The following is a 17,712-nucleotide window of genomic DNA, read 5'->3' on the forward strand; positions in this document are numbered from 1 at the left end:
CTCCTTAGCGATGACCGTAAACCCGCGGACGGGTGTAATAATCGATAAGCGGCACGGTGATGTTCGCCAGCAGCACGGCGAAAGCCACGCCGTCCGGGTAGCCGCCAAAGCTGCGAATAAGCCATACCAGCAGACCCGCCAGCGCGCCAAAAACCAGGCGGCCTTTGTTGGTCGTTGATGCCGTCACCGGATCGGTAAGAATGAAAAACGCCCCGAGCATGGTCGCGCCCGACAACAGGTGCAGCAATGGCGAGAGAAATTTCTCCGGCGCCAGCCACCAGCCGAGCGTGGCGCAGATCGTGAGCGTGGCGATAAAACTCACCGGGATATGCCAGCGAATTGTACCGCGCCAGAGCAGGAACAGGCCGCCCGCCAGATAAGCCAGGTTCACCCACTGCCAGCCAAGCCCGGCTAATGTGCCGCCGTAAATCGGCTGCTGCAGCAGTTCCGCCGCCGGATGGCCGGCATGAAGGCCGGTTTTAAAGGTATCCAGCGGCGTGGCCTGGCTTACGCCATCAATGCCGATGCGCAGCTGCGTCATGGTATCGCCGTTAACTGTCACGCCGTGGAAAATCACCTGCAGCGCATCAACCAGACCCGGAACGGTGGCGGCGATCTGCTGCGGCGGCAGCCAGTTGGTCATCTGCACCGGGAAAGAGATAAGCAGCACTACGTAGCCTATCATCGCGGGGTTAAAAGGGTTATGCCCCAGGCCGCCATAGAGCTGCTTCGCGATGATAATAGCGAAAACAGTACCAAGCACCACCAGCCACCATGGCGCTAACGGCGGAATGCTGATGCCAAGCAGCAGCCCGGTCAGCAGCGCGGAATTATCGCGAATAATGGCTTTCACCGATATTTTCCGTAAGCGCAGCACCAGCGCTTCGGCGAGCAGGGCGCTGGCTATCGCCAGCAGCACCTGAATAAGCGTGCCATAGCCAAAGAAAAAGGTCTGGACGGCGATGCCCGGCACGGCGGCGAGCGTCACCAGCATCATAATGCGCGATGTCTGGCGCTGATTGTGCGTGTAGGGCGAACTTGCGATTCTGAAAACCATTTATTCCTCGTTAACAACCTGCTGAGCGGCTTTGCGAGCCTGTACCCGGGCAATCGCGGCGGCAACTGCAGCGTTACGGGGATCTTCCGCTTCTTCTTCGTTAGCGGCATCGGATGCCGCGTTTTCAGCGTCAGCCTGCTGCGCCGCTTTGCGCGCTTTAGCGCGGGCGATGGCGGCCTCAACGGCGGCTTTGCGCGGGTCAACGGGCGCCGGTGTCGCCGCCTCTTTCACTGCCGTTGCAATTTCCGTTTCTGCTGTATTCATTTCCGCCTGCTGCGCCGCTTTGCGCGCTTTGGCGCGGGCGATGGCAGCCTCAACGGCGGCTTTGCGCGGGTCGACCGGGGCGACGTCTTCGGTTGTCGCCGCCTCTGTTTGCACCGGTTGCGCATCCGCCTGCTGCGCCGCTTTACGCGCTTTGGCGCGGGCGATAGCGGCTTCAACGGCAGCTTTGCGCGGGTCGACCGGGGCGGCGTCTTCGGTTGCCGCCGTATCTGTGTGCACCGGTTGCGCATCCGCCTGCTGCGCCGCTTTACGCGCTTTGGCGCGGGCGATGGCGGCCTCAACGGCGGTTTTACGCGGGTCGACCGGGGCGGCGTCTTCGGTTGCCGCCGCCTCTGTTTGCACCGGTTGCGCATCCGCCTGCTGCGCCGCTTTACGCGCTTTGGCGCGGGCGATGGCAGCCTCAACGGCGGCTTTGCGCGGGTCGATCGGGGCGGCGTCTTCGGTTGTCGCCGTATCTGTGTGCACCGGTTGCGCATCCGCCTGCTGCGCCGCTTTACGCGCTTTGGCGCGGGCGATGGCGGCTTCAACGGCGGTTTTGCGCGGGTCGGCGATACTTTGCGGTTCGGTCGCCTCGACGGCAGGAACGGAGCTGTTCGCCGCCATTTCGGCTTGCGCTTTTTCAGCCTGACGGGCGCGCGCTTCGGCTTTGCGCGCCTCACGAGCGGCGATCACCGCGCTGTTATCCGGTTTCGCGCCCGCCTGCACCACCACAGGTTCGGCAGCATCGGTTTTACGGGCGCGAACCCGGGCAAGGGCGGCGGCGACGGCATCTTTATTCTCGCCGGAAGGCTGTACCGCAGACTGCTTGTGACGCTCAAGGCGGGCCGCTTTTTCACGCTCCAGACGCGCCTGGCGCGCTTCAAAACGTGCTTTCGCCTCAGCGGCGCGGCGCTCTTCTTCTGCGATGGCGCGGATCTCCGCCTTTTCCTGGCGGAAATACTGCACCAGCGGAATGTTGCTCGGGCAGACATACGCACAGGCGCCGCACTCTATGCAGTCGGCAAGGTTGTGCGCCGTCGCTTTATCATGCTGCTGCCCTTTGCTGAACCAGTAAAGCTGTTGCGGCAGCAGGTCGGCCGGGCAGGAGTCCGCGCAGGCGCTGCAACGAATGCAGTGTTGCTCTTCCTGCTGCTCGCCCATTTCGGTTGCAGAGGGGGCCAACAGGCAGTTGGTGATTTTCACCACCGGCACGTCCAGGAACGGCAGCGTGAAGCCCATCAGCGGGCCGCCCATGATAACCAGTTGCCCGGAGGTGGGAATAAACCCGCTGAACTCCAGCAGATGGCGCACCGGGGTGCCAAGGCGCGCCCAGACGTTGCCGGGGCGGGAAACCGCTTCGCCGGTCAACGTAACGACGCGCTCCGTCAGCGGTTCGCCATCGATAATGGCGCGCTTGATAGCGTAAGCGGTGCCAACGTTTTGCATTAACACGCCGATATCGGACGAGCGCCCGCCGTGCGGCACCTGCTTGCCGGTCAGGATCTGCGTAAGCTGCTTCGCGCCGCCGGAAGGGTATTTGGTGGGGATCACGCGCAGGCGAATATCATGCTCGCCCGAAAGCACGGCCCGCATCATCGAGATAGCCTGCGGCTTGTTATCTTCAATACCAATCAGCACTTCGCGCGGTTGCAGGATATGCATCAAAATGCGCACGCCGTCGATAATCTGCGCGGCGCACTCCTGCATCAGCCGATCGTCTGCGGTTATGTAAGGTTCGCACTCCGCCGCGTTGATAATCAGCGTTTCGATCTTATCGCCGCCGCCGTGCAGTTTGGCGCCGGTAGGGAAACCCGCGCCGCCAAGCCCGGCCACGCCAAACTGATGAATCCGCTCTATAAGCGCTTCGCGGCTGCGGCTCTGGTAGTCGGCCCAGCCTTCGCGGGCTATCCACTCATCTTTGCCATCGGGCTCGATAATCACGCTCAGCTCCGCCAGCGCGGAAGGATGCGCAGTGGAGTGGGGGGCAATGGCGATGACGGTGCCGGAAGTCGGCGCGTGCACCGGCAGCATTCGTCCGCGGCCGCGCGTCAGCGGCTGACCGCGAAGCACTGTATCGCCGGGCTTAACGCACAGTTCGCCTTCCGCGCCGATATGCTGCTTCAGCGGGATAATAAAACGGCCTGGCAGCGGCACATGGCGCAGCGGCGTGCCGTTGGACTGGGTTTTCATCTCCGGCGGATGAATGCCGCCGTCGAAGTCCCAGATTTTCTCTTTTCTGAAAACAGAAAATAACTTAAGCATGGTTTTCCACTGGGATCATGCGCACCGGGATCGTCTCTAAAGTCCATTTCCAGCTGTCCGGGGTCGGTGAGACCGGGCGCATTTCAATACATTGAGTCGGGCAGGGGTCTACGCACAGGTTGCAGCCGGTGCAGAGATCGCTCATAACGGTGTGCATGGCGCGCGTAGCGCCGACGATGGCGTCTACCGGGCAGGCCTGAATACATTTGGTGCAGCCGATGCAGTTAGGTTCATCGATAACCGCCAGCATGCGCGCCGGCTCCGGCGCGGCGGCGTCGCCGTCAATCGGTTGCGGTTCAACGTTCAGCAGCGTGGCTATCTTCAGCATTACCGCCTCGCCGCCAGGGGCGCAGCGGTTAATGTTTTCGCCATTATTGGCCACCGCTTCCGCGTAGGGGCGACAGCCTGGATAGCCGCACTGTCCGCACTGGCTCTGCGGCAACAGATCATCGACCTGGTCCACCACCGGGTCCTCCTCGGCGGCGAAGCGACGCGAGGCGTAGCCCAGCAGCATGCCGAACACCAGCGCCAGCAGCGTGAGAGCGACGACGGCAATGACAATCATATTCATCAGAACTTCACCAGCCCGCTAAAGCCCATAAAGGCCAGAGACATCAGCCCGGCCGTGACCAGCGCGATGGCATTGCCGCGAAACGGCAGCGGCACATCGGCAACCACCAGACGTTCGCGAATGGCGGCGAACAGCACCATCACCAGCGAGAAGCCCACGGCGGCGGAAAAGCCATACAGCGCCGATTGCAGAAAGTTATGACCCAGATTAATGCTCAGCAGCGCCACGCCCAGCACCGCGCAGTTAGTGGTGATAAGCGGCAGATAGATACCGAGCAGACGATAGAGCGCCGGGCTGGTTTTGCGCACCACCATTTCGGTGAACTGCACCACCACCGCGATAACCAGGATAAAGGCCATCGTACGCAGGTAGACCAGACCGAGCGGCACCAGAATCAGGTGGTCAATAATCCAGGAGAAAATCGTGGCGAGCGTCATCACGAAGGTCGTCGCCATTCCCATGCCGATAGCCGATTCCAGCTTTTTAGAGACGCCCATAAACGGACATAAGCCGAGAAACTTCACCAGTACGAAGTTATTTACCAGTACCGTTCCGACAAATAAGAGTAAGTAGTCAGACATTATTCGACCTGAAACGAAAAAAGCCGCTCATTATCAGGCAATGCGCCGGGAGCGACAACAGAGAATGTGTAAGGTTATTTAGCGTTGACAAACGTCTGCTTCACGCGCTTCGAACGTTTGAAATAAGGCACCAGCAGCGCTGCCGCCAACAGCGGAAACAGCAGCTGACGCAACGCCAGCTCGTCGCTCACTGGCGCGAAGGCAAAAGATTTAATGGCCAGCAGAACGGTGAGCAGCAGCCAGATAATGTAATGCCTTGGCACGCCTGCGCGGCGTTTAAAAAACATCACCGCCAGCCACAGGGTGTAGCCCCAGATGGCCAGCGCGAAAACGAACGAGAAATACCACAGCGCCACTGTCGACGCACTTTGCGCCGCTAAAGCCTGATGCGTTTGCGGCGAGGCGATCGCCAACAGGTAAAAGGCCACGGCGATAGTGGTGCTAAGCAGCGTCATCAGCAGCCAGGCGAGAGGCGCCAGTAACCAGCCTCCGATGCGCATTGCAGGCGTGGCGGTCATGTTACCTCCCGGGTTATGCATTGAGCCAATGAATGACAACGAACAAAATACAGTGCCAGAATTATAAGGATTTTCGTCCTGAATGCTACCTGTCGTGATTATTGCACGTAACGCCAGACCGATTTCGGCACCTGTCCCAGGTCAAACAGCCGTCCGCCGGACACCAGCTCGGCGCGCCGGTGATCCGCGGCACGGTACATATTAATCATCTCCTGATTATCGGTAAGGGTGTAATTGAGGTGGTCGAACAGTTTTTCCAGACTTTCGAGCGAGCTGATCTTACGAAATTTTAATAAGTAGTCCTGAACTGTCATGTTTAAAAGTATCCGCGTAACAGAAATAAAAAAGAGCGTAGTAAACCGGACCGCTGGGGCCGGATAAATAATAAATGGAAACAAGCAGGGGCGCAGAATTCTTAAACGCCGCAGGGGACATTTAAGACTTTTCTTTCATTTAAAGAGTGCAGGCGCCGGATGGCGCCTGACGGAGTGCAAGATTAACGCTGTTCGCCGCGGCTGGCAATAAGCTTCTGATACCAGAAGAAACTCTTTTTACGTTTACGGGCGAGGCCGGCATGGTGATCGACATAGACGAAACCATATTGTTTCTGATAACCATTAAGCCAGCTTAATAAATCAATAAATGACCAGGGGTAGTAACCGCGCACATCGGCGCCCTGGCGCATCGCCTCTTCCATAGCGTCGACATGCATGCGCAAATAATCAATTCGTGCATCATCAACGATTTCGCCATCAATAATAGGGTCTTTCGCGCCGAGACCGTTTTCCGTGATGTAAATCGGCACGTCGCCGTAGCGGGCTTTAATTTGCATAATGCCGTCGGTTAAGCCTTGCGGCCAAATCTCCCAGTCCCAGTCGGTGTAGACGCCGTTCGGGTTACGGACAAACTTAAATAAGCCTTTAAAGCCAAATTCGTGGCCGCTGTTGCGCTCGCCGCTGTGGTTGGCCTTCAGTTGCGTCTCTTCATTATTCGCCACTACGGTTTCGCGACGGTAATAATTAAGGCCGATAAAATCGCCGATGTTCTCTTTCAGCAGGCTGTCATCGCCCGGCGCGAAGCGGGGCACGCCCCACAGCGCCTGAGTCTGGCTAACCAGCTCCGCCGGGTACTCGCCTTTCAATACCGGATCGTAAAGCCAGTGGGTATAAATACCGTCAGCAAGAGCGGCGGCCGCTTTATCTTCTGGCGAATCGGTTAACGGCGTGTGCGGTTGCAGAACATTGACGAAGCCAATTTGCCCCTTGATGCCGCTTTCGCGAAACGCTTTGACGGCCAGCGCATGCGCGACGAAGACGTGATGGCAGGCCTGAATGGCGCGCGCCGGATCTTTTACCGCTGGCGGATGGCTGCCAGTGACATAGCCATGGCCGATGAAGACGATAGTTTCGTTGAAGGTCGCCCAGAGCTTAACGCGTGAGCCGTAGCGCTCGTAACAGAGACGCGCGTACTCGACAAACGCCTCTGCGGTCGAGCGCATCTCCCAGCCGCCTTCATCCTGCAACGCCTGCGGCAGGTCCCAGTGATAAAGGGTGATCATCGGCTCAATGTTGTGCTCAAGCAGGGCGTCGATAAGCTCGCTGTAAAAAGCGACACCCGCTTCGTTCACCTCGCCGCGACCCTTCGGCAGCAGACGAGGCCAGGAGATGGAAAAGCGGTAGCTTTGCATTCCCATTTCCGCCATCAGCGCGACATCTTCGCGAAAACGGTGGTAATGATCGACCGCGACGTCGCCATTGGTGCCCTGGTAAGTGGCGCCGGGTTGATGGGCAAAAATATCCCAAATGGAAGGGCCCTTGCCGTCGGCGTCGAAACCGCCTTCAACCTGATACGCTGCCGTGGCGGCGCCCCAGAGAAAATGTTCAGGAAATTGAGACATTGATTCACTCCTTGAGGGGGTTAGTTTACAGGCAGTGTAGACAGCGGGCGTTTTACGCTGCAACCGGTTTCCGAAACCGGTTTCAGAAATGCGAGCAGAATCACTTTTCCACCTGAGCGTACGTCAGCTGGCGAAAAAAAGCGGCCGGGTCAACACTTTATTAACGTGTTGTCGCGCGCAGGGGTTTGGTGTGAAATAGCCCTGTCCACTAAGCAGAGGAAAAGAGATGAGTGACACTATTCGGGTCGGATTGCTGGGGTATGGCTACGCCAGTAAAACGTTTCACGCGCCGCTGATTGCCGGCACGCCGGGCATGACGCTTGCGGGCATCTCCAGCAGCGATGCCGCGAAAGTCAATGCCGACTGGCCATCGGTGCCGGTGGTTGCCGAACCTAAGCAACTGTTTAACGATCCTCATATCGATCTGATCGTCATTCCTACCCCTAATGATACCCACTTTCCGCTGGCGAAAGCCGCGCTGGAAGCGGGCAAGCATGTGGTGGTAGATAAACCCTTCACCGTGACGTTGTCACAGGCGCGCGAACTGGATGCGCTGGCGAAAAGCCGTGGCCTGCTGCTTTCTGTGTTCCATAACCGCCGCTGGGACAGCGATTTCCTTACACTTAAACAGCTAATTGCAGACGGTACGCTGGGCGAAGTCGCCTATTTTGAATCGCACTTCGACCGCTATCGCCCACAGGTTCGTGACCGCTGGCGCGAGCAGGCGGGGCCGGGCAGCGGCATCTGGTATGACTTAGGGCCGCATTTGCTGGACCAGGCGGTGAACCTCTTTGGTCTGCCGGTGACGATGACGGTCGATTTGGCGCAGCTGCGTCCTGGGGCGCAGACCACCGACTATTTCCACGCCATTCTTTCGTATCCGCAGCGTCGCGTGGTATTGCACGGCACCATGCTGGCGGCGGCGGAATCGGCGCGTTATATCGTGCACGGCGCGCGGGGAAGCTATGTGAAATTTGGCCTCGACCCACAGGAGGACAGGCTCAAAGCGGGGGAACGACCACCGCAGGAGGACTGGGGCTACGATATGCGCGACGGCGTGTTAACGGTGGCGCACGGCGAGGAGCTGGACGAGCAAACGCTGCTGACGGTGCCGGGGAACTACCCGGCGTACTACGCGGGTGTGCGCGACGCGCTGAACGGACAGGGCGAGAACCCGGTGCCCGCCCGTCAGGCTATCCAGATCATGGAGCTGCTGGAGCTGGGCATTGAGTCGGCGAAACACCGCTCCACGCTGTCGCTTGCCTGATTTGTCGTTTTAACTTTTATAACGCGCCCTCAGCGGCGCGTTTTTGCGCTTTACGAACCGGGAGGCGTGCATGAGCTGGTTACAGCGACTGAAAATAGACAAGTTCTTACTGGTAATGATTGTGGTGGTGGTTATCGCTTCGCTGTTCCCCTGCGAAGGAAAGGTAAAAACCGGGTTCGAATATCTCACCACTGCCGCTATCGCGTTGCTCTTTTTTATGCATGGCGCGAAGCTCTCCCGCGAGGCTATCGTTGCGGGGATGGGCCACTGGCGGCTGCATCTGGTGGTCTTTCTGAGCACTTTCGCGCTCTTTCCGCTGTTGGGCCTGGCGATGCAGTTTCTTACGCCCACGCTACTGCCTTCGTCGCTCTATATGGGCTTTCTTTATCTCTGCGCTCTGCCTGCTACCGTACAGTCCGCGATTGCTTTTACTTCGGTTGCCGGCGGCAACGTCGCCGCGGCGGTGTGCAGCGCTTCAGCCTCCAGCATTCTGGGTATTTTTCTCTCGCCGGTGCTGGTAGGCGCGCTGATGCAGGCGCATCAGGGAGAAACGGATACGCTGCACGCTATCGGCAAAATCGTTCTGCAACTGATGTTGCCGTTCGTGGTGGGACACCTTTCTCGCCCGTTGATCGGCCGTTGGGTCGACAGACATAAAAAACTCATTAGCTACACCGACCGCTCTTCCATTTTGCTGGTGGTGTACGTGGCCTTCAGCGAGGCGGTAGTGCAGGGGATCTGGCATCAGGTGGACGGGCTGGCGCTGCTGAGCGTGCTGGTCTGCTCGCTGGTTCTGCTCGCCATTGTGCTGGTTATCAACACCTGGTCGGCACGGCTGATGGGCTTTAACACCGCCGATGAAATCACCATCGTGTTTTGCGGTTCGAAGAAAAGCCTCGCTAACGGCGTGCCGATGGCGAACGTGCTGTTTCCGGCAAGCCAGGTTGGGATGATGGTGCTGCCGTTGATGATTTTCCATCAAATCCAGCTGATGGTGTGCGCGGTGCTGGCGCAGCGTTACGCCAGACGCACCGCGAAAGAGAAGCGCCAGGCGCAGACGGCGGCGTCCTGATAGCGCCTGGCGGTGCGCGTCAGGCGGCGCGCACTTTATCCAGCAGCGCCTGTTTTTCCTGAGCGCTAAGGAACGCGATTTTCAGGCCGTTTTCCTGCGCGGTGCGGATCTGCGCCGCGCTCAGCCCGGCGGCAGGCGCCGCAACGGTATATTCGTGGCCGATATCCACGCCCTGAACGCCCGGATCGTCAGTATTAATGGTGGCGAGAATGCCGTGCTCCAGGAAACGCTTAAGCGGGTGCTTTTCCAGCGAAGCGACGGTACTGGTCTGAATATTAGAGGTGAGACAGGATTCAATGCCAATGCCTTGCTCCGCCAGAAAATCCATCAGTGCCGGATCTTCCACCGCTTTTACGCCGTGGCCGATACGCTCGGCGCCCAGCTCGCGGATAGCCTGCCAGATGCTCTCCGGTCCTGCCGCTTCGCCGGCATGCACGGTGATGCGCCAGCCCGCATCGCGGCCACGGTTAAAGTGGCTTAAGAAAAGGCTGCCCGGAAAGCCGAGTTCATCACCCGCCAGATCGAGCGCGGTAATATGGTCGCGATGGGCGAGAAGCCCTTCAAGCTCGGCCACGCACGCCTCTTCGCCGAAAGTACGGCTCAGAATGCCAATCAGCCGCGCCTCAACGCCGAAATCGCGGCAGCCCTGGCGCACGCCGTCAATCACCGCTTCCACTACGCCTGCAACAGGCAGCTGGTGCGTCATCGCCATATAACCGGGCGAGAAACGAAGCTCAACATAGTGCAGACCGTTGCGCGCGGCATCTTCCACGTTTTCCCAGGCCACGCGGCGACATGCTTCCAGCGAGCCCAGCACCTTCACGCCCCAGTCGAGTTTTGCCAGGAAGCTTACGAGGTCCGGTTCGTTTTTGGTGATTTGCACGTGCGGGCGCAGCGTTTCAAGGGTAGCGCCGGGCAGCTCGAGGTTAAACTGGCGGCCCAGCTCAAGGATAGTCTGTGCGCGAATGTTACCGTCAAGGTGACGATGAAGATCGGTTAGCGGAAGGCGGGTATCAATCATGATGGCACTCTTTTTTTAGAATAAAGTGCATACCATTATAAAAATAATTCCGCCCCGAAAGCTACGTTGCGCAACAAATCAGGGCGAGAAAGGGCTTTTACTGTCTATAACTGGCGACTTATTGCGCGAATCAGGCGCGCCACGCCATCTTCAACTTTCGCGCGTGGACAACCGACGTTCAGGCGCAAATAGCCCAGACCTTCGTCGCCGTAGGTATAACCGGGCATGATGGCGACTTTTTCTTGCTCAATCAGCGCCTTTTGTAACTGGCGATCGTCAAGCGCCAGCGGGCGCAAATCAAGCCAGGCGAGATAAGTCGCTTCCGGCGGTTGCCAGTTGAGTTGCGCAAACGCGCCGTTAAGCTGCTCTGCAACAAAGCGCAGGTTGCCTTCCAGATAGTGGCGCAGCGCGTCGAGCCAGGGCTCGCCGTGACGATAAGCCGCAATGTGCGCGACCAGCGAAAGCACGGCGGGCGAGGAGAGTCCGTCGCGGCCCTTGAGCGCGTTCAGGTAAGTTTCACGCTCCTGCGCATCCGGGATAAAACCATAGGCGCCGGTAAGCGCCGGAATATTAAAACTCTTGGAAGCAGAGGTTAAAAGCGCCCAGCGTTCGCCGCCCACCTCGCTCCAGGGGGTGTGAACCGTGTTTCCCCATACCATATCCATATGGATTTCATCGCTTATCACGCGCACTCCGTGCTTTTCGCAAAGGGCCGCCATGGCAGCAAGCTCCGCCCGGCTCCAGACTTTCCCCGTGGGGTTATGCGGGCTGCACAGCAGTAAAATTTTGCAGTCTGGCCGGGCGAGCTGCGCTTCAAACGCCTGCTCGTCGTACTCCCAGCCGCCTTCAACTGAGCGCAGCGGGGCGGTTAATACCTGCCTGTCGTTGCCGCTTATCGCCTTGAAGAAAGCATCATAAGCAGGCGTGTGGATAAGCACGCCTTCGCCTGGTGCGGACCACTGGCGAATAAGCTGCGAAACCATATAAATGACCGACGGACCGTAAACCAGCGTTTGGGCGTCCATCCGGCAGGCAAAGCGACGCTGGTACCAGTGCGTAACGGCACTCAAAAAATCGTCGTTTTTCCAGCGGCTGTACCCCAGCACGCCGTGGTCAAGGCGCTTCGCCACAGCTTCCAGCACGCAGGGGGCGGTAGCAAAATCCATGTCGGAGATGGTGAAGGGGAGCAAGTCGGGCGCGCCGAAGCGGTCTTCAACGTAATCCCACTGGGTACACCAGGTGCCGTGCCTGTCCACGGTTTGCGAGAAATCGAACATAACACCTCTTATTCGCGGCGCAACTTTACTGCTGCGCCGCTGTTGCTCAGGCCTGAACCGTGTTCATCAGGCTCGCCATCTCATCCTTAACCGACTGCACCTGCGGGCCAATCACTACCTGCAGGTTATGCTGGTTAAGTTGCACCACGCCGATGGCGCGGTTCGCTTTCAGCGCGGCGCTGTCCACAAGCGACATATCCTTCACGGACAGGCGCAGGCGGGTGATGCAGTTATCAAGCGTCACGATATTGTCCGCGCCACCGAGCGCGGCAAGGATAGCCGGGACGTTATAGCCCGATTTACCCACCGCGCCCGCCACTTTTTCCGCCGCTGGCGCACTATCCACATCGCGCCCCGGCGTTTTGATATTCCAACGGGTAATGGCAAAACGGAAAATGGCGTAGTAGCCCGCAAACCAGACCGCGGCGACCACAGGCACCATATACCATTTGGTGGCGAGGCCGTGCAGCATGCCGAAGACCACGAAATCGATAATGTTGCCGTCCGTATTGCCGATGGTGACGCCAAGGATAGCCATCATGGTGAAGCCAAGCCCGGTCAAAAGCGCGTGGATAAGATAGAGCGCTGGCGCGACAAACAGGAACAGGAATTCCAGCGGCTCGGTGGTGCCGCCCACCACGCAGGCGATAACGCCGGAAATAAGCAGCCCCTTGATTTTATGACGGTTCTCTGGCCGCGCGCAGTGGTACATCGCCAGCGCCGCCCCCGGCAGGCCGCCCAGGAAAGCAGGCATTTTACCCTGTGACAAAAAGCGTGTAGCGCTTTCGGCAAAGCCGTGGGTTTCCGGACAGGTGAGCTGCGCCTGGAAAATGGTCAGCGCGCCGCTTACGGTGTGACCGCACACGTCCAGCGTGCCGCCCGCCTCGGTAAAGCGGATAAGCGCCACCAGAATGTGCTGAAGACCAAAGGGCAGCAGCAGGCGCTCGCCGGTGCCGAAAATCATCGGCGCGAAGTCGCCCGCGCTGTTGATAATATAGCCAAGCCCATTAATGCCTTTGGCGAAGAACGGCCAGAGAAGCGGGATGACAAGCCCCACCAGCCCCATCACCAGCGTGGTAATAATCGGCACAAAGCGGGTGCCGCCGAAAAAGGCCAGCGCGTCCGGCAGGCGAATCGTGTGGAAGCGTTCATGCAGCTGCCAGATAATTACGCCCGCGATCACCGCGCCCAGAATGCCGGTATCGATAGACTGAATGCCCAGCACGTTCTGAATATTGTTCGCTTTCAGCACGGCGGCGTCGGTGGTGGGCAGAATGCCTTTCGCCGTCAGCCAGAAGTTCACCGCCAGGTTCATCACCGCGTAGCCCACAAACCCCGCAAACGCCGCCACGCCTTTATTTTCGCGCGCCAGCCCCAGCGGAATGGCGAGACAGAACATCACCGGCAGGAAGCTGAACGCGAAGGAGCCCACCTTGCTCATCCAGGTAAAAATAAGCTGCAATACCGGCTGGCCGAGGAACGGCATTAGCGTGACGACATCGTGACTGCTCAGTGAGCTGCCGATGCCGAGCATAATGCCGCAGAAGGAGAGGAGCGCTACCGGCAACATAAAGGTTTTGCCCAGTTGCTGGAAGAACTCCCATAATGTGACTCGTTGTTGTGAGGTACTCGCCGCCATAAACGACTCCTTGTGCGTCCGAAAGCGTTAAAGTTTGACCACGCCGAGCAAGGTAAATCGTTTTATCAAATTTTAATGCGCTTTACCTCACAGATTTCTTCGCGCTTTAGGCGATGATAAAACAAGCTTGATAAAACGTTTTACCGGATGCAGCAGGAAAGGGATGACGTGAATGACGCAGATGAAAAAAATCACCATCAATGACGTAGCGCTGGCGGCGGGGGTGTCTGTCAGCACGGTTTCGCTGGTGCTGAGCGGCAAAGGCCGTATCTCCAGCGCGACCGGGCAGCGCGTCAACGAAGCCGTTGAGCAACTCGGTTTCGTGCGCAACCGCCAGGCGGCGGCGCTTCGCGGCGGGCAGAGCGGGGTGATTGGTCTCATCGTTCGTGATTTAACCACACCTTTTTATGCGGAGTTGACGGCGGGGCTGACCGAAGCGCTGGAGGCGCAAGGGCGTATGCTCTTCCTCACTCAGGGCGGGCGCGACGGCGAGCGTATGCGCCGGGGCTTTGAAGCGTTAATGAAGCAAGGGGTGGATGGCATAGTCATTGCCGGCGCGGCGAGCGAAGGCGCTGCGCTGCGCGACGAGGCGAACCGGCTTGGCGTGCCGCTGGTCTTCGCTTCCCGCGCCAGTTATCTTGACGACGCGGATAACATTCGCCCTGATAACCACCAGGCGGCGCAGCGCTTAACGGAGCATCTTATTAAGCGTGGTCATCAGCGCATCGCATGGCTTGGCGGCCGCAGTTCGTCGCTTACCCGCGCGGAGCGTCTGGGCGGCTACTGCGCCACGCTTTTGCAGTACGGTCTGCCGTTTCACAGCGAATGGGTCGTGGAGTGCGAGCCGAGCCAGAACCAGGCGGCGCAGGCGATAAATGCGCTGCTGCGTCACAACCCGACCATTTCCGCTGTGCTTTGCCATAACGCCACCGTCGCCATGGGCGCCTGGTTCGGCCTGCTGCGGGCCGGGCGGCAGAGCGGTGAAGACAGCTTTGAAAGCTATTTCGACAGCACCGTGGCGCTGGCTGCCTTTGCCGAGGTGGAAGAGGAGAGGCTGGACGATATTCCCGGCGCTTTTGTTCTCACGCCCGCCCGCGAAATGGGGCGCAGCGTGGCGGAGCGCATCATGCAGCGTATTCAGTACGCTGAAGAGCCCATCAAGAGCCAAATTATCGCGCCCCGCCTTGTTACGCGTAAATAGAAACGGCCTCCGCAGAGGCCGTTGTTTTACTGCTGCGGTACGGTTGGCGTCGGCGCAGGGGTAGGGGCTGGCGTCGGCGCCGCATCCGGCGCGGGAGCCGGAACCGGCGCAGGAGCCGGAACCGGCGCAGGCGTTTGCGCAGGCTGCTGGTCCGGCGTTAAGGCCGGGGCTGGCGCGGGAGCAGGGGCAGGCGACGGGGTTTGCTCAGGCGCAGGTGTCGGAACCGGCGCCGGCTCTGGAGAGAGACCCGGAATGCCCGGTGCGACGTCGCCCGGCAGGCCAAACATGCCGACAAATTCTTCCAGCGGCATTTTCTGGCCGTTCAGCGTCACCTGACCGTTAGCGTATTGCAGGCTGGTCACGATGTTGTCATCTTCCATGGAGGTGATGCGGAACATCTGGCCCATCGCCGCCATGCCTTTTACCTGCTGGCTGGCGAGTTTCGCCGCGTCGTCCTGCTGGTAACCCTCAAGCTTCGCAACCTGGGTCATAAACTCGGTCGCCATGTCGGTCGGGATAACCAGTTTGCTTTCCATCGATTTCACCAGGCGATCAACCTGCTGCGCCGGGGTTGCGGGCGCCGCAGCGGCAGGCGTCTTCGCCGGATCTTTCAGGAACAGCGACAGGTTGAACGTGCTTTCGCCTTTGGCGTTTTTCCAGCTTAGCGGCGCGATAGTGATAACCGGCTCGCCTTTAAGCAGCACAGGCAGGTTTGCAAAGAAAATCTGCGTCGCTCTTTGCTGATAGAGCTCGGGGTTATTGACCACATCCGGCTGGCCGAGCAGCGCGCGGCTCTGTGCGTTGTACTGCTGGCTGAACTGGTGCCAGGACTCGCCGTCAATATTCCCCACCTTCATGGTGAGTTTCGCGCTGCCCATGTCCTGATTCTGAATTTTCAGGCTGTCCATCTGGTAATCGATCTGGCTGTCGATGTTTTTGCCATCTTTTGCGACATCCGATTTACCGTTAAAGCTCAGGCCATCCACCACCGCCAGCTCTTTGCCTTCGATAGCGACAGCGAGTTTATCAAGCGTAAGCTTCTGGCTGCCCACGCGCTCGTTAAAGGCGGTGAGCTTGCTGGAGCCGTCGGTATTCAGGCCGTTAAAGGTAAACTGCACGCGCTGGTTGTATTCGTTAACAGCATTAACCAGGCCGCTTTCCGCCTTGCCTTTCAATGTAAAGAGGCTGCCTTCGTTATCCACGTCCAGCGTGAAATCGCCGCCGCTGAAGGCCACTTTCTCGGTCGGGCTTTCGTAGTTCAGCGCACTGAAGTTGAAATCGGTCGACGTGTCGCCGCTGTAGCCCACACGCGTTTGCGCGCGAACAAACGCTTCGCCTTTAGCGATATCAAACAGCGGCTTGGTGGTGGCATTGTTGACCGGGGTGGAAATCACCGAAGCCATCGCAGGCAGGATGTTGAATTTTTTCAGTTCGGCGAAAGGGAACGGACCGTGGTCGATAACCTCATCAATCACCACATTTTGCTCTGGCTTCAGCCAGGCGTTCGCCTGGTTAGCGACAGGTTTCACGACCAGTTGCAGGTGGCTGCGGAACAGGCCGCGCTGGTACTGCTGATAGCTCACCTGCAGCCCGGCTTCCGGCATGGTTTGCTGCAGGCGTGTATTGGCTTCGTTAACCATTTCGCCGATGCGGTTTTCGAGCTGTTTGCCGGTGTACCAGGCGGTGCCGGTCCAGACGACGCCGAGGGCGACAATCACCCCAACGGCAACCAGAGACTTTTTCATAGCAATTTATCCCTAAATGAGAAGCCAGGCGCAGGACGCCTGGCTCGGTGCAAAGAATAGGTAAAGCTTAGCAATCCTTGTCTAAAAGATCAGTAACTTAGTCGAGCTTATTGTAAACCCGCGCCAGACGGCCTACGCCGCTTGCCGCAACGGGCGATTCGTTGGCCGCCACAAAAGCGGATTCGCCCGGCTTCAATACCAGACGCTCATCACCGCGGCGCAGCACCGCTTCGCCTTCGACGCAAAAGAGGATAGCGGCGCTTTGCTGGGCAAGGGGCGTTTCATGAGTGCTGAGGTCGTGCAGCGAGAAGGCGAAATCGGCCACCGGAATAGGGAAGTCCAGTGCGCTCTCCTGCTTCACGGGCTGGGTCAGCAGCTCGCCTGCCGGTTTGCCGACAAACTTCACGTTCGCCACCAGTTCAGGGATATCGATGTATTTCGGCGTCAGCCCGGCGCGCAACACGTTGTCAGAGTTCGCCATGACTTCCAGCGCGACGCCCTGCAGATAAGCATGCGGCGTTTCGGCGAACAGGAACATCGCTTCGCCGGGGTTGAGCTTGACCACGTTCAGCAGCAGCGGAGAGAAGAGTCCGCTGTCGTCGGGGTAGAATTGTTCGATGAACGTAATGGTCTGCCACGGCTCGCCCTGCTGGCTTGCCACCGCCGCCTTCAGCACCGCCAGCGCGCGGGATTTTTCTTCGCCCTGCATGTTGAGGAGGCTGGCGAAAAGCTCGCTTAAGCGCTCCGCATTCGGGTTTTCCAGGAAATGGGCGATGGCGGTATGCGCGCCGGAGACCGGCTGCAGCAGCGAGACGATTTCGGTAAACTCGCGAAACGCGTTCATCGCAAGGAACGGGGTGAGGGCGAAAACCAGCTCCGGCTTGTGGTTGGGGTCTTTATAATTGCGCTCGGCGGCGTCCAGCGGAATGCCCGCCGCGTTTTCCCGCGCGAAACCCTCTTCAGACGCCTGCTTATTTGGGTGCACCTGAATGGAGAGCGGCTGGTCAGCGCAGAGCACCTTAAAGAGAAACGGCAGCTCGCCGAAGCGCTCTGCGACGTGTTGCCCCAGCAGCGCCGGTTTATCGGCTTCAATCACATCACGTAAACTGCGGGTATCGCCCGCTTCGTCCTGAATTTTTGAGCTGCTTTTCGGGTGCGCGCCCATCCACAATTCCGCCATCGGCTGGTTTTGCGGGTTCGCGATACCATAGAGATCCGTCAACGCCGTTTTACTTCCCCAGGCATAGTTCTGCACTGAGTTGATGAGTTTTTTCATTCTTAAGCCCTGTAAGAAGGTAGAAAAAAGTTCAGGTATTAAAGCAATAAAAGCGATTCAAGTAACC

General features: G+C 58.8%; 14 protein-coding genes and 1 pseudogene. 3 read left to right on the forward strand and 12 right to left on the reverse strand.

The genetic code is table 11. The annotated features are described in order from the left end of the window. Positions 1–4 precede the first annotated feature (4 nt). The 7 genes from rsxD to MT962_RS05515 form a co-directional block, all read right to left on the reverse strand. Positions 5–1,057 carry an electron transport complex subunit RsxD gene (gene rsxD, locus MT962_RS05485; RefSeq protein ID WP_024557660.1) on the reverse strand — a complete coding sequence of 351 codons (1,053 nt, stop codon included), beginning with the start codon at positions 1,055–1,057 and terminating at the stop codon, positions 5–7. Beyond that, positions 1,058–3,580, reverse strand: coding sequence for an electron transport complex subunit RsxC (gene rsxC, locus MT962_RS05490; protein ID WP_247364902.1), 2,523 nt, complete (start codon positions 3,578–3,580; stop codon positions 1,058–1,060). Beyond that, positions 3,573–4,151 carry an electron transport complex subunit RsxB gene (rsxB, locus tag MT962_RS05495; protein WP_024557658.1) on the reverse strand — a complete coding sequence of 193 codons (579 nt, stop codon included), beginning with the start codon at positions 4,149–4,151 and terminating at the stop codon, positions 3,573–3,575. The genes rsxC and rsxB overlap by 8 nt, the downstream gene beginning before the upstream one ends. Further along, on the reverse strand, positions 4,151–4,732 hold the full coding sequence (gene rsxA, locus MT962_RS05500) for an electron transport complex subunit RsxA (protein WP_024557657.1): 582 nt from the start codon (positions 4,730–4,732) through the stop codon (positions 4,151–4,153). The genes rsxB and rsxA overlap by 1 nt, the downstream gene beginning before the upstream one ends. Positions 4,733–4,806: 74 nt before the next feature. Then, on the reverse strand, positions 4,807–5,250 hold the full coding sequence (locus MT962_RS05505; RefSeq protein ID WP_024557656.1) for a DUF2569 domain-containing protein: 444 nt from the start codon (positions 5,248–5,250) through the stop codon (positions 4,807–4,809). Positions 5,251–5,348: 98 nt separating this feature from the next. Beyond that, positions 5,349–5,564 carry a transcription modulator YdgT gene (ydgT, locus tag MT962_RS05510; protein ID WP_024554387.1) on the reverse strand — a complete coding sequence of 72 codons (216 nt, stop codon included), beginning with the start codon at positions 5,562–5,564 and terminating at the stop codon, positions 5,349–5,351. A gap of 182 nt (positions 5,565–5,746) precedes the next feature. Beyond that, entirely contained in the window at positions 5,747–7,147 is a 1,401-nt protein-coding gene (locus MT962_RS05515; RefSeq protein ID WP_024561601.1) for a GH1 family beta-glucosidase, read from the reverse strand. Positions 7,148–7,373: 226 nt separating this feature from the next. On the opposite strand from MT962_RS05515, the gene MT962_RS05520 reads away from it, so the two are divergent. Beyond that, the gene (locus tag MT962_RS05520) at positions 7,374–8,414 is read left to right on the forward strand and encodes an oxidoreductase (RefSeq protein WP_024557654.1); all 1,041 of its coding nucleotides are present in this window, start codon (positions 7,374–7,376) and stop codon (positions 8,412–8,414) included. A 70-nt stretch (positions 8,415–8,484) separates the two neighbouring features. Continuing rightward, positions 8,485–9,486 carry a bile acid:sodium symporter family protein gene (locus MT962_RS05525; protein ID WP_024557653.1) on the forward strand — a complete coding sequence of 334 codons (1,002 nt, stop codon included), beginning with the start codon at positions 8,485–8,487 and terminating at the stop codon, positions 9,484–9,486. Between the two features lie 19 nt (positions 9,487–9,505). Here the strand turns inward: MT962_RS05525 and add are convergent, their stop codons facing one another. The 3 genes from add to malX form a co-directional block, all read right to left on the reverse strand. Then, positions 9,506–10,507, reverse strand: coding sequence for an adenosine deaminase (gene add, locus MT962_RS05530; protein WP_024557652.1), 1,002 nt, complete (start codon positions 10,505–10,507; stop codon positions 9,506–9,508). Positions 10,508–10,611: 104 nt separating this feature from the next. After that, positions 10,612–11,784 (reverse strand): MalY/PatB family protein, encoded by a 1,173-nt coding sequence (locus tag MT962_RS05535; protein WP_188723382.1) that lies wholly within the window; start codon positions 11,782–11,784, stop codon positions 10,612–10,614. Positions 11,785–11,830: 46 nt separating this feature from the next. After that, a complete protein-coding gene (gene malX / locus MT962_RS05540) occupies positions 11,831–13,423 on the reverse strand; it encodes a maltose/glucose-specific PTS transporter subunit IIBC (protein WP_247364904.1) in 1,593 nt (530 codons plus the stop codon). A 172-nt stretch (positions 13,424–13,595) separates the two neighbouring features. Here malX and MT962_RS05545 point away from each other — a divergent pair, with 172 nt between their 5' ends. Then, positions 13,596–14,624 carry a Mal regulon transcriptional regulator MalI gene (locus tag MT962_RS05545; RefSeq protein ID WP_247364907.1) on the forward strand — a complete coding sequence of 343 codons (1,029 nt, stop codon included), beginning with the start codon at positions 13,596–13,598 and terminating at the stop codon, positions 14,622–14,624. A gap of 233 nt (positions 14,625–14,857) precedes the next feature. Here the strand turns inward: MT962_RS05545 and MT962_RS05550 are convergent. Beyond that, positions 14,858–16,369: pseudogene (locus MT962_RS05550) on the reverse strand (YdgA family protein); the annotation flags it as partial. Between the two features lie 97 nt (positions 16,370–16,466). Continuing rightward, positions 16,467–17,645 carry a mannose-6-phosphate isomerase gene (gene manA / locus MT962_RS05555; RefSeq protein ID WP_247364913.1) on the reverse strand — a complete coding sequence of 393 codons (1,179 nt, stop codon included), beginning with the start codon at positions 17,643–17,645 and terminating at the stop codon, positions 16,467–16,469. Positions 17,646–17,712 lie beyond the last annotated feature (67 nt).

The organism is Franconibacter sp. IITDAS19 (assembly GCF_023079515.1).
GTDB lineage: Bacteria > Pseudomonadota > Gammaproteobacteria > Enterobacterales > Enterobacteriaceae > Franconibacter > Franconibacter pulveris.

Bases quoted from the DNA above. Each gene is read 5' to 3' on its own strand.
- rsxD (WP_024557660.1), bottom strand. From the start codon at position 1,057: ATGGTTTTCAGAATCGCAAGTTCGCCCTACACGCACAATCAGCGCCAG.
- rsxC (WP_247364902.1), bottom strand. From the start codon at position 3,580: ATGCTTAAGTTATTTTCTGTTTTCAGAAAAGAGAAAATCTGGGACTTC.
- rsxB (WP_024557658.1), bottom strand. From the start codon at position 4,151: ATGAATATGATTGTCATTGCCGTCGTCGCTCTCACGCTGCTGGCGCTG.
- rsxA (WP_024557657.1), bottom strand. From the start codon at position 4,732: ATGTCTGACTACTTACTCTTATTTGTCGGAACGGTACTGGTAAATAAC.
- MT962_RS05505 (WP_024557656.1), bottom strand. From the start codon at position 5,250: ATGACCGCCACGCCTGCAATGCGCATCGGAGGCTGGTTACTGGCGCCT.
- ydgT (WP_024554387.1), bottom strand. From the start codon at position 5,564: ATGACAGTTCAGGACTACTTATTAAAATTTCGTAAGATCAGCTCGCTC.
- MT962_RS05515 (WP_024561601.1), bottom strand. From the start codon at position 7,147: ATGTCTCAATTTCCTGAACATTTTCTCTGGGGCGCCGCCACGGCAGCG.
- MT962_RS05520 (WP_024557654.1), top strand. From the start codon at position 7,374: ATGAGTGACACTATTCGGGTCGGATTGCTGGGGTATGGCTACGCCAGT.
- MT962_RS05525 (WP_024557653.1), top strand. From the start codon at position 8,485: ATGAGCTGGTTACAGCGACTGAAAATAGACAAGTTCTTACTGGTAATG.
- add (WP_024557652.1), bottom strand. From the start codon at position 10,507: ATGATTGATACCCGCCTTCCGCTAACCGATCTTCATCGTCACCTTGAC.
- MT962_RS05535 (WP_188723382.1), bottom strand. From the start codon at position 11,784: ATGTTCGATTTCTCGCAAACCGTGGACAGGCACGGCACCTGGTGTACC.
- malX (WP_247364904.1), bottom strand. From the start codon at position 13,423: ATGGCGGCGAGTACCTCACAACAACGAGTCACATTATGGGAGTTCTTC.
- MT962_RS05545 (WP_247364907.1), top strand. From the start codon at position 13,596: ATGACGCAGATGAAAAAAATCACCATCAATGACGTAGCGCTGGCGGCG.
- manA (WP_247364913.1), bottom strand. From the start codon at position 17,645: ATGAAAAAACTCATCAACTCAGTGCAGAACTATGCCTGGGGAAGTAAA.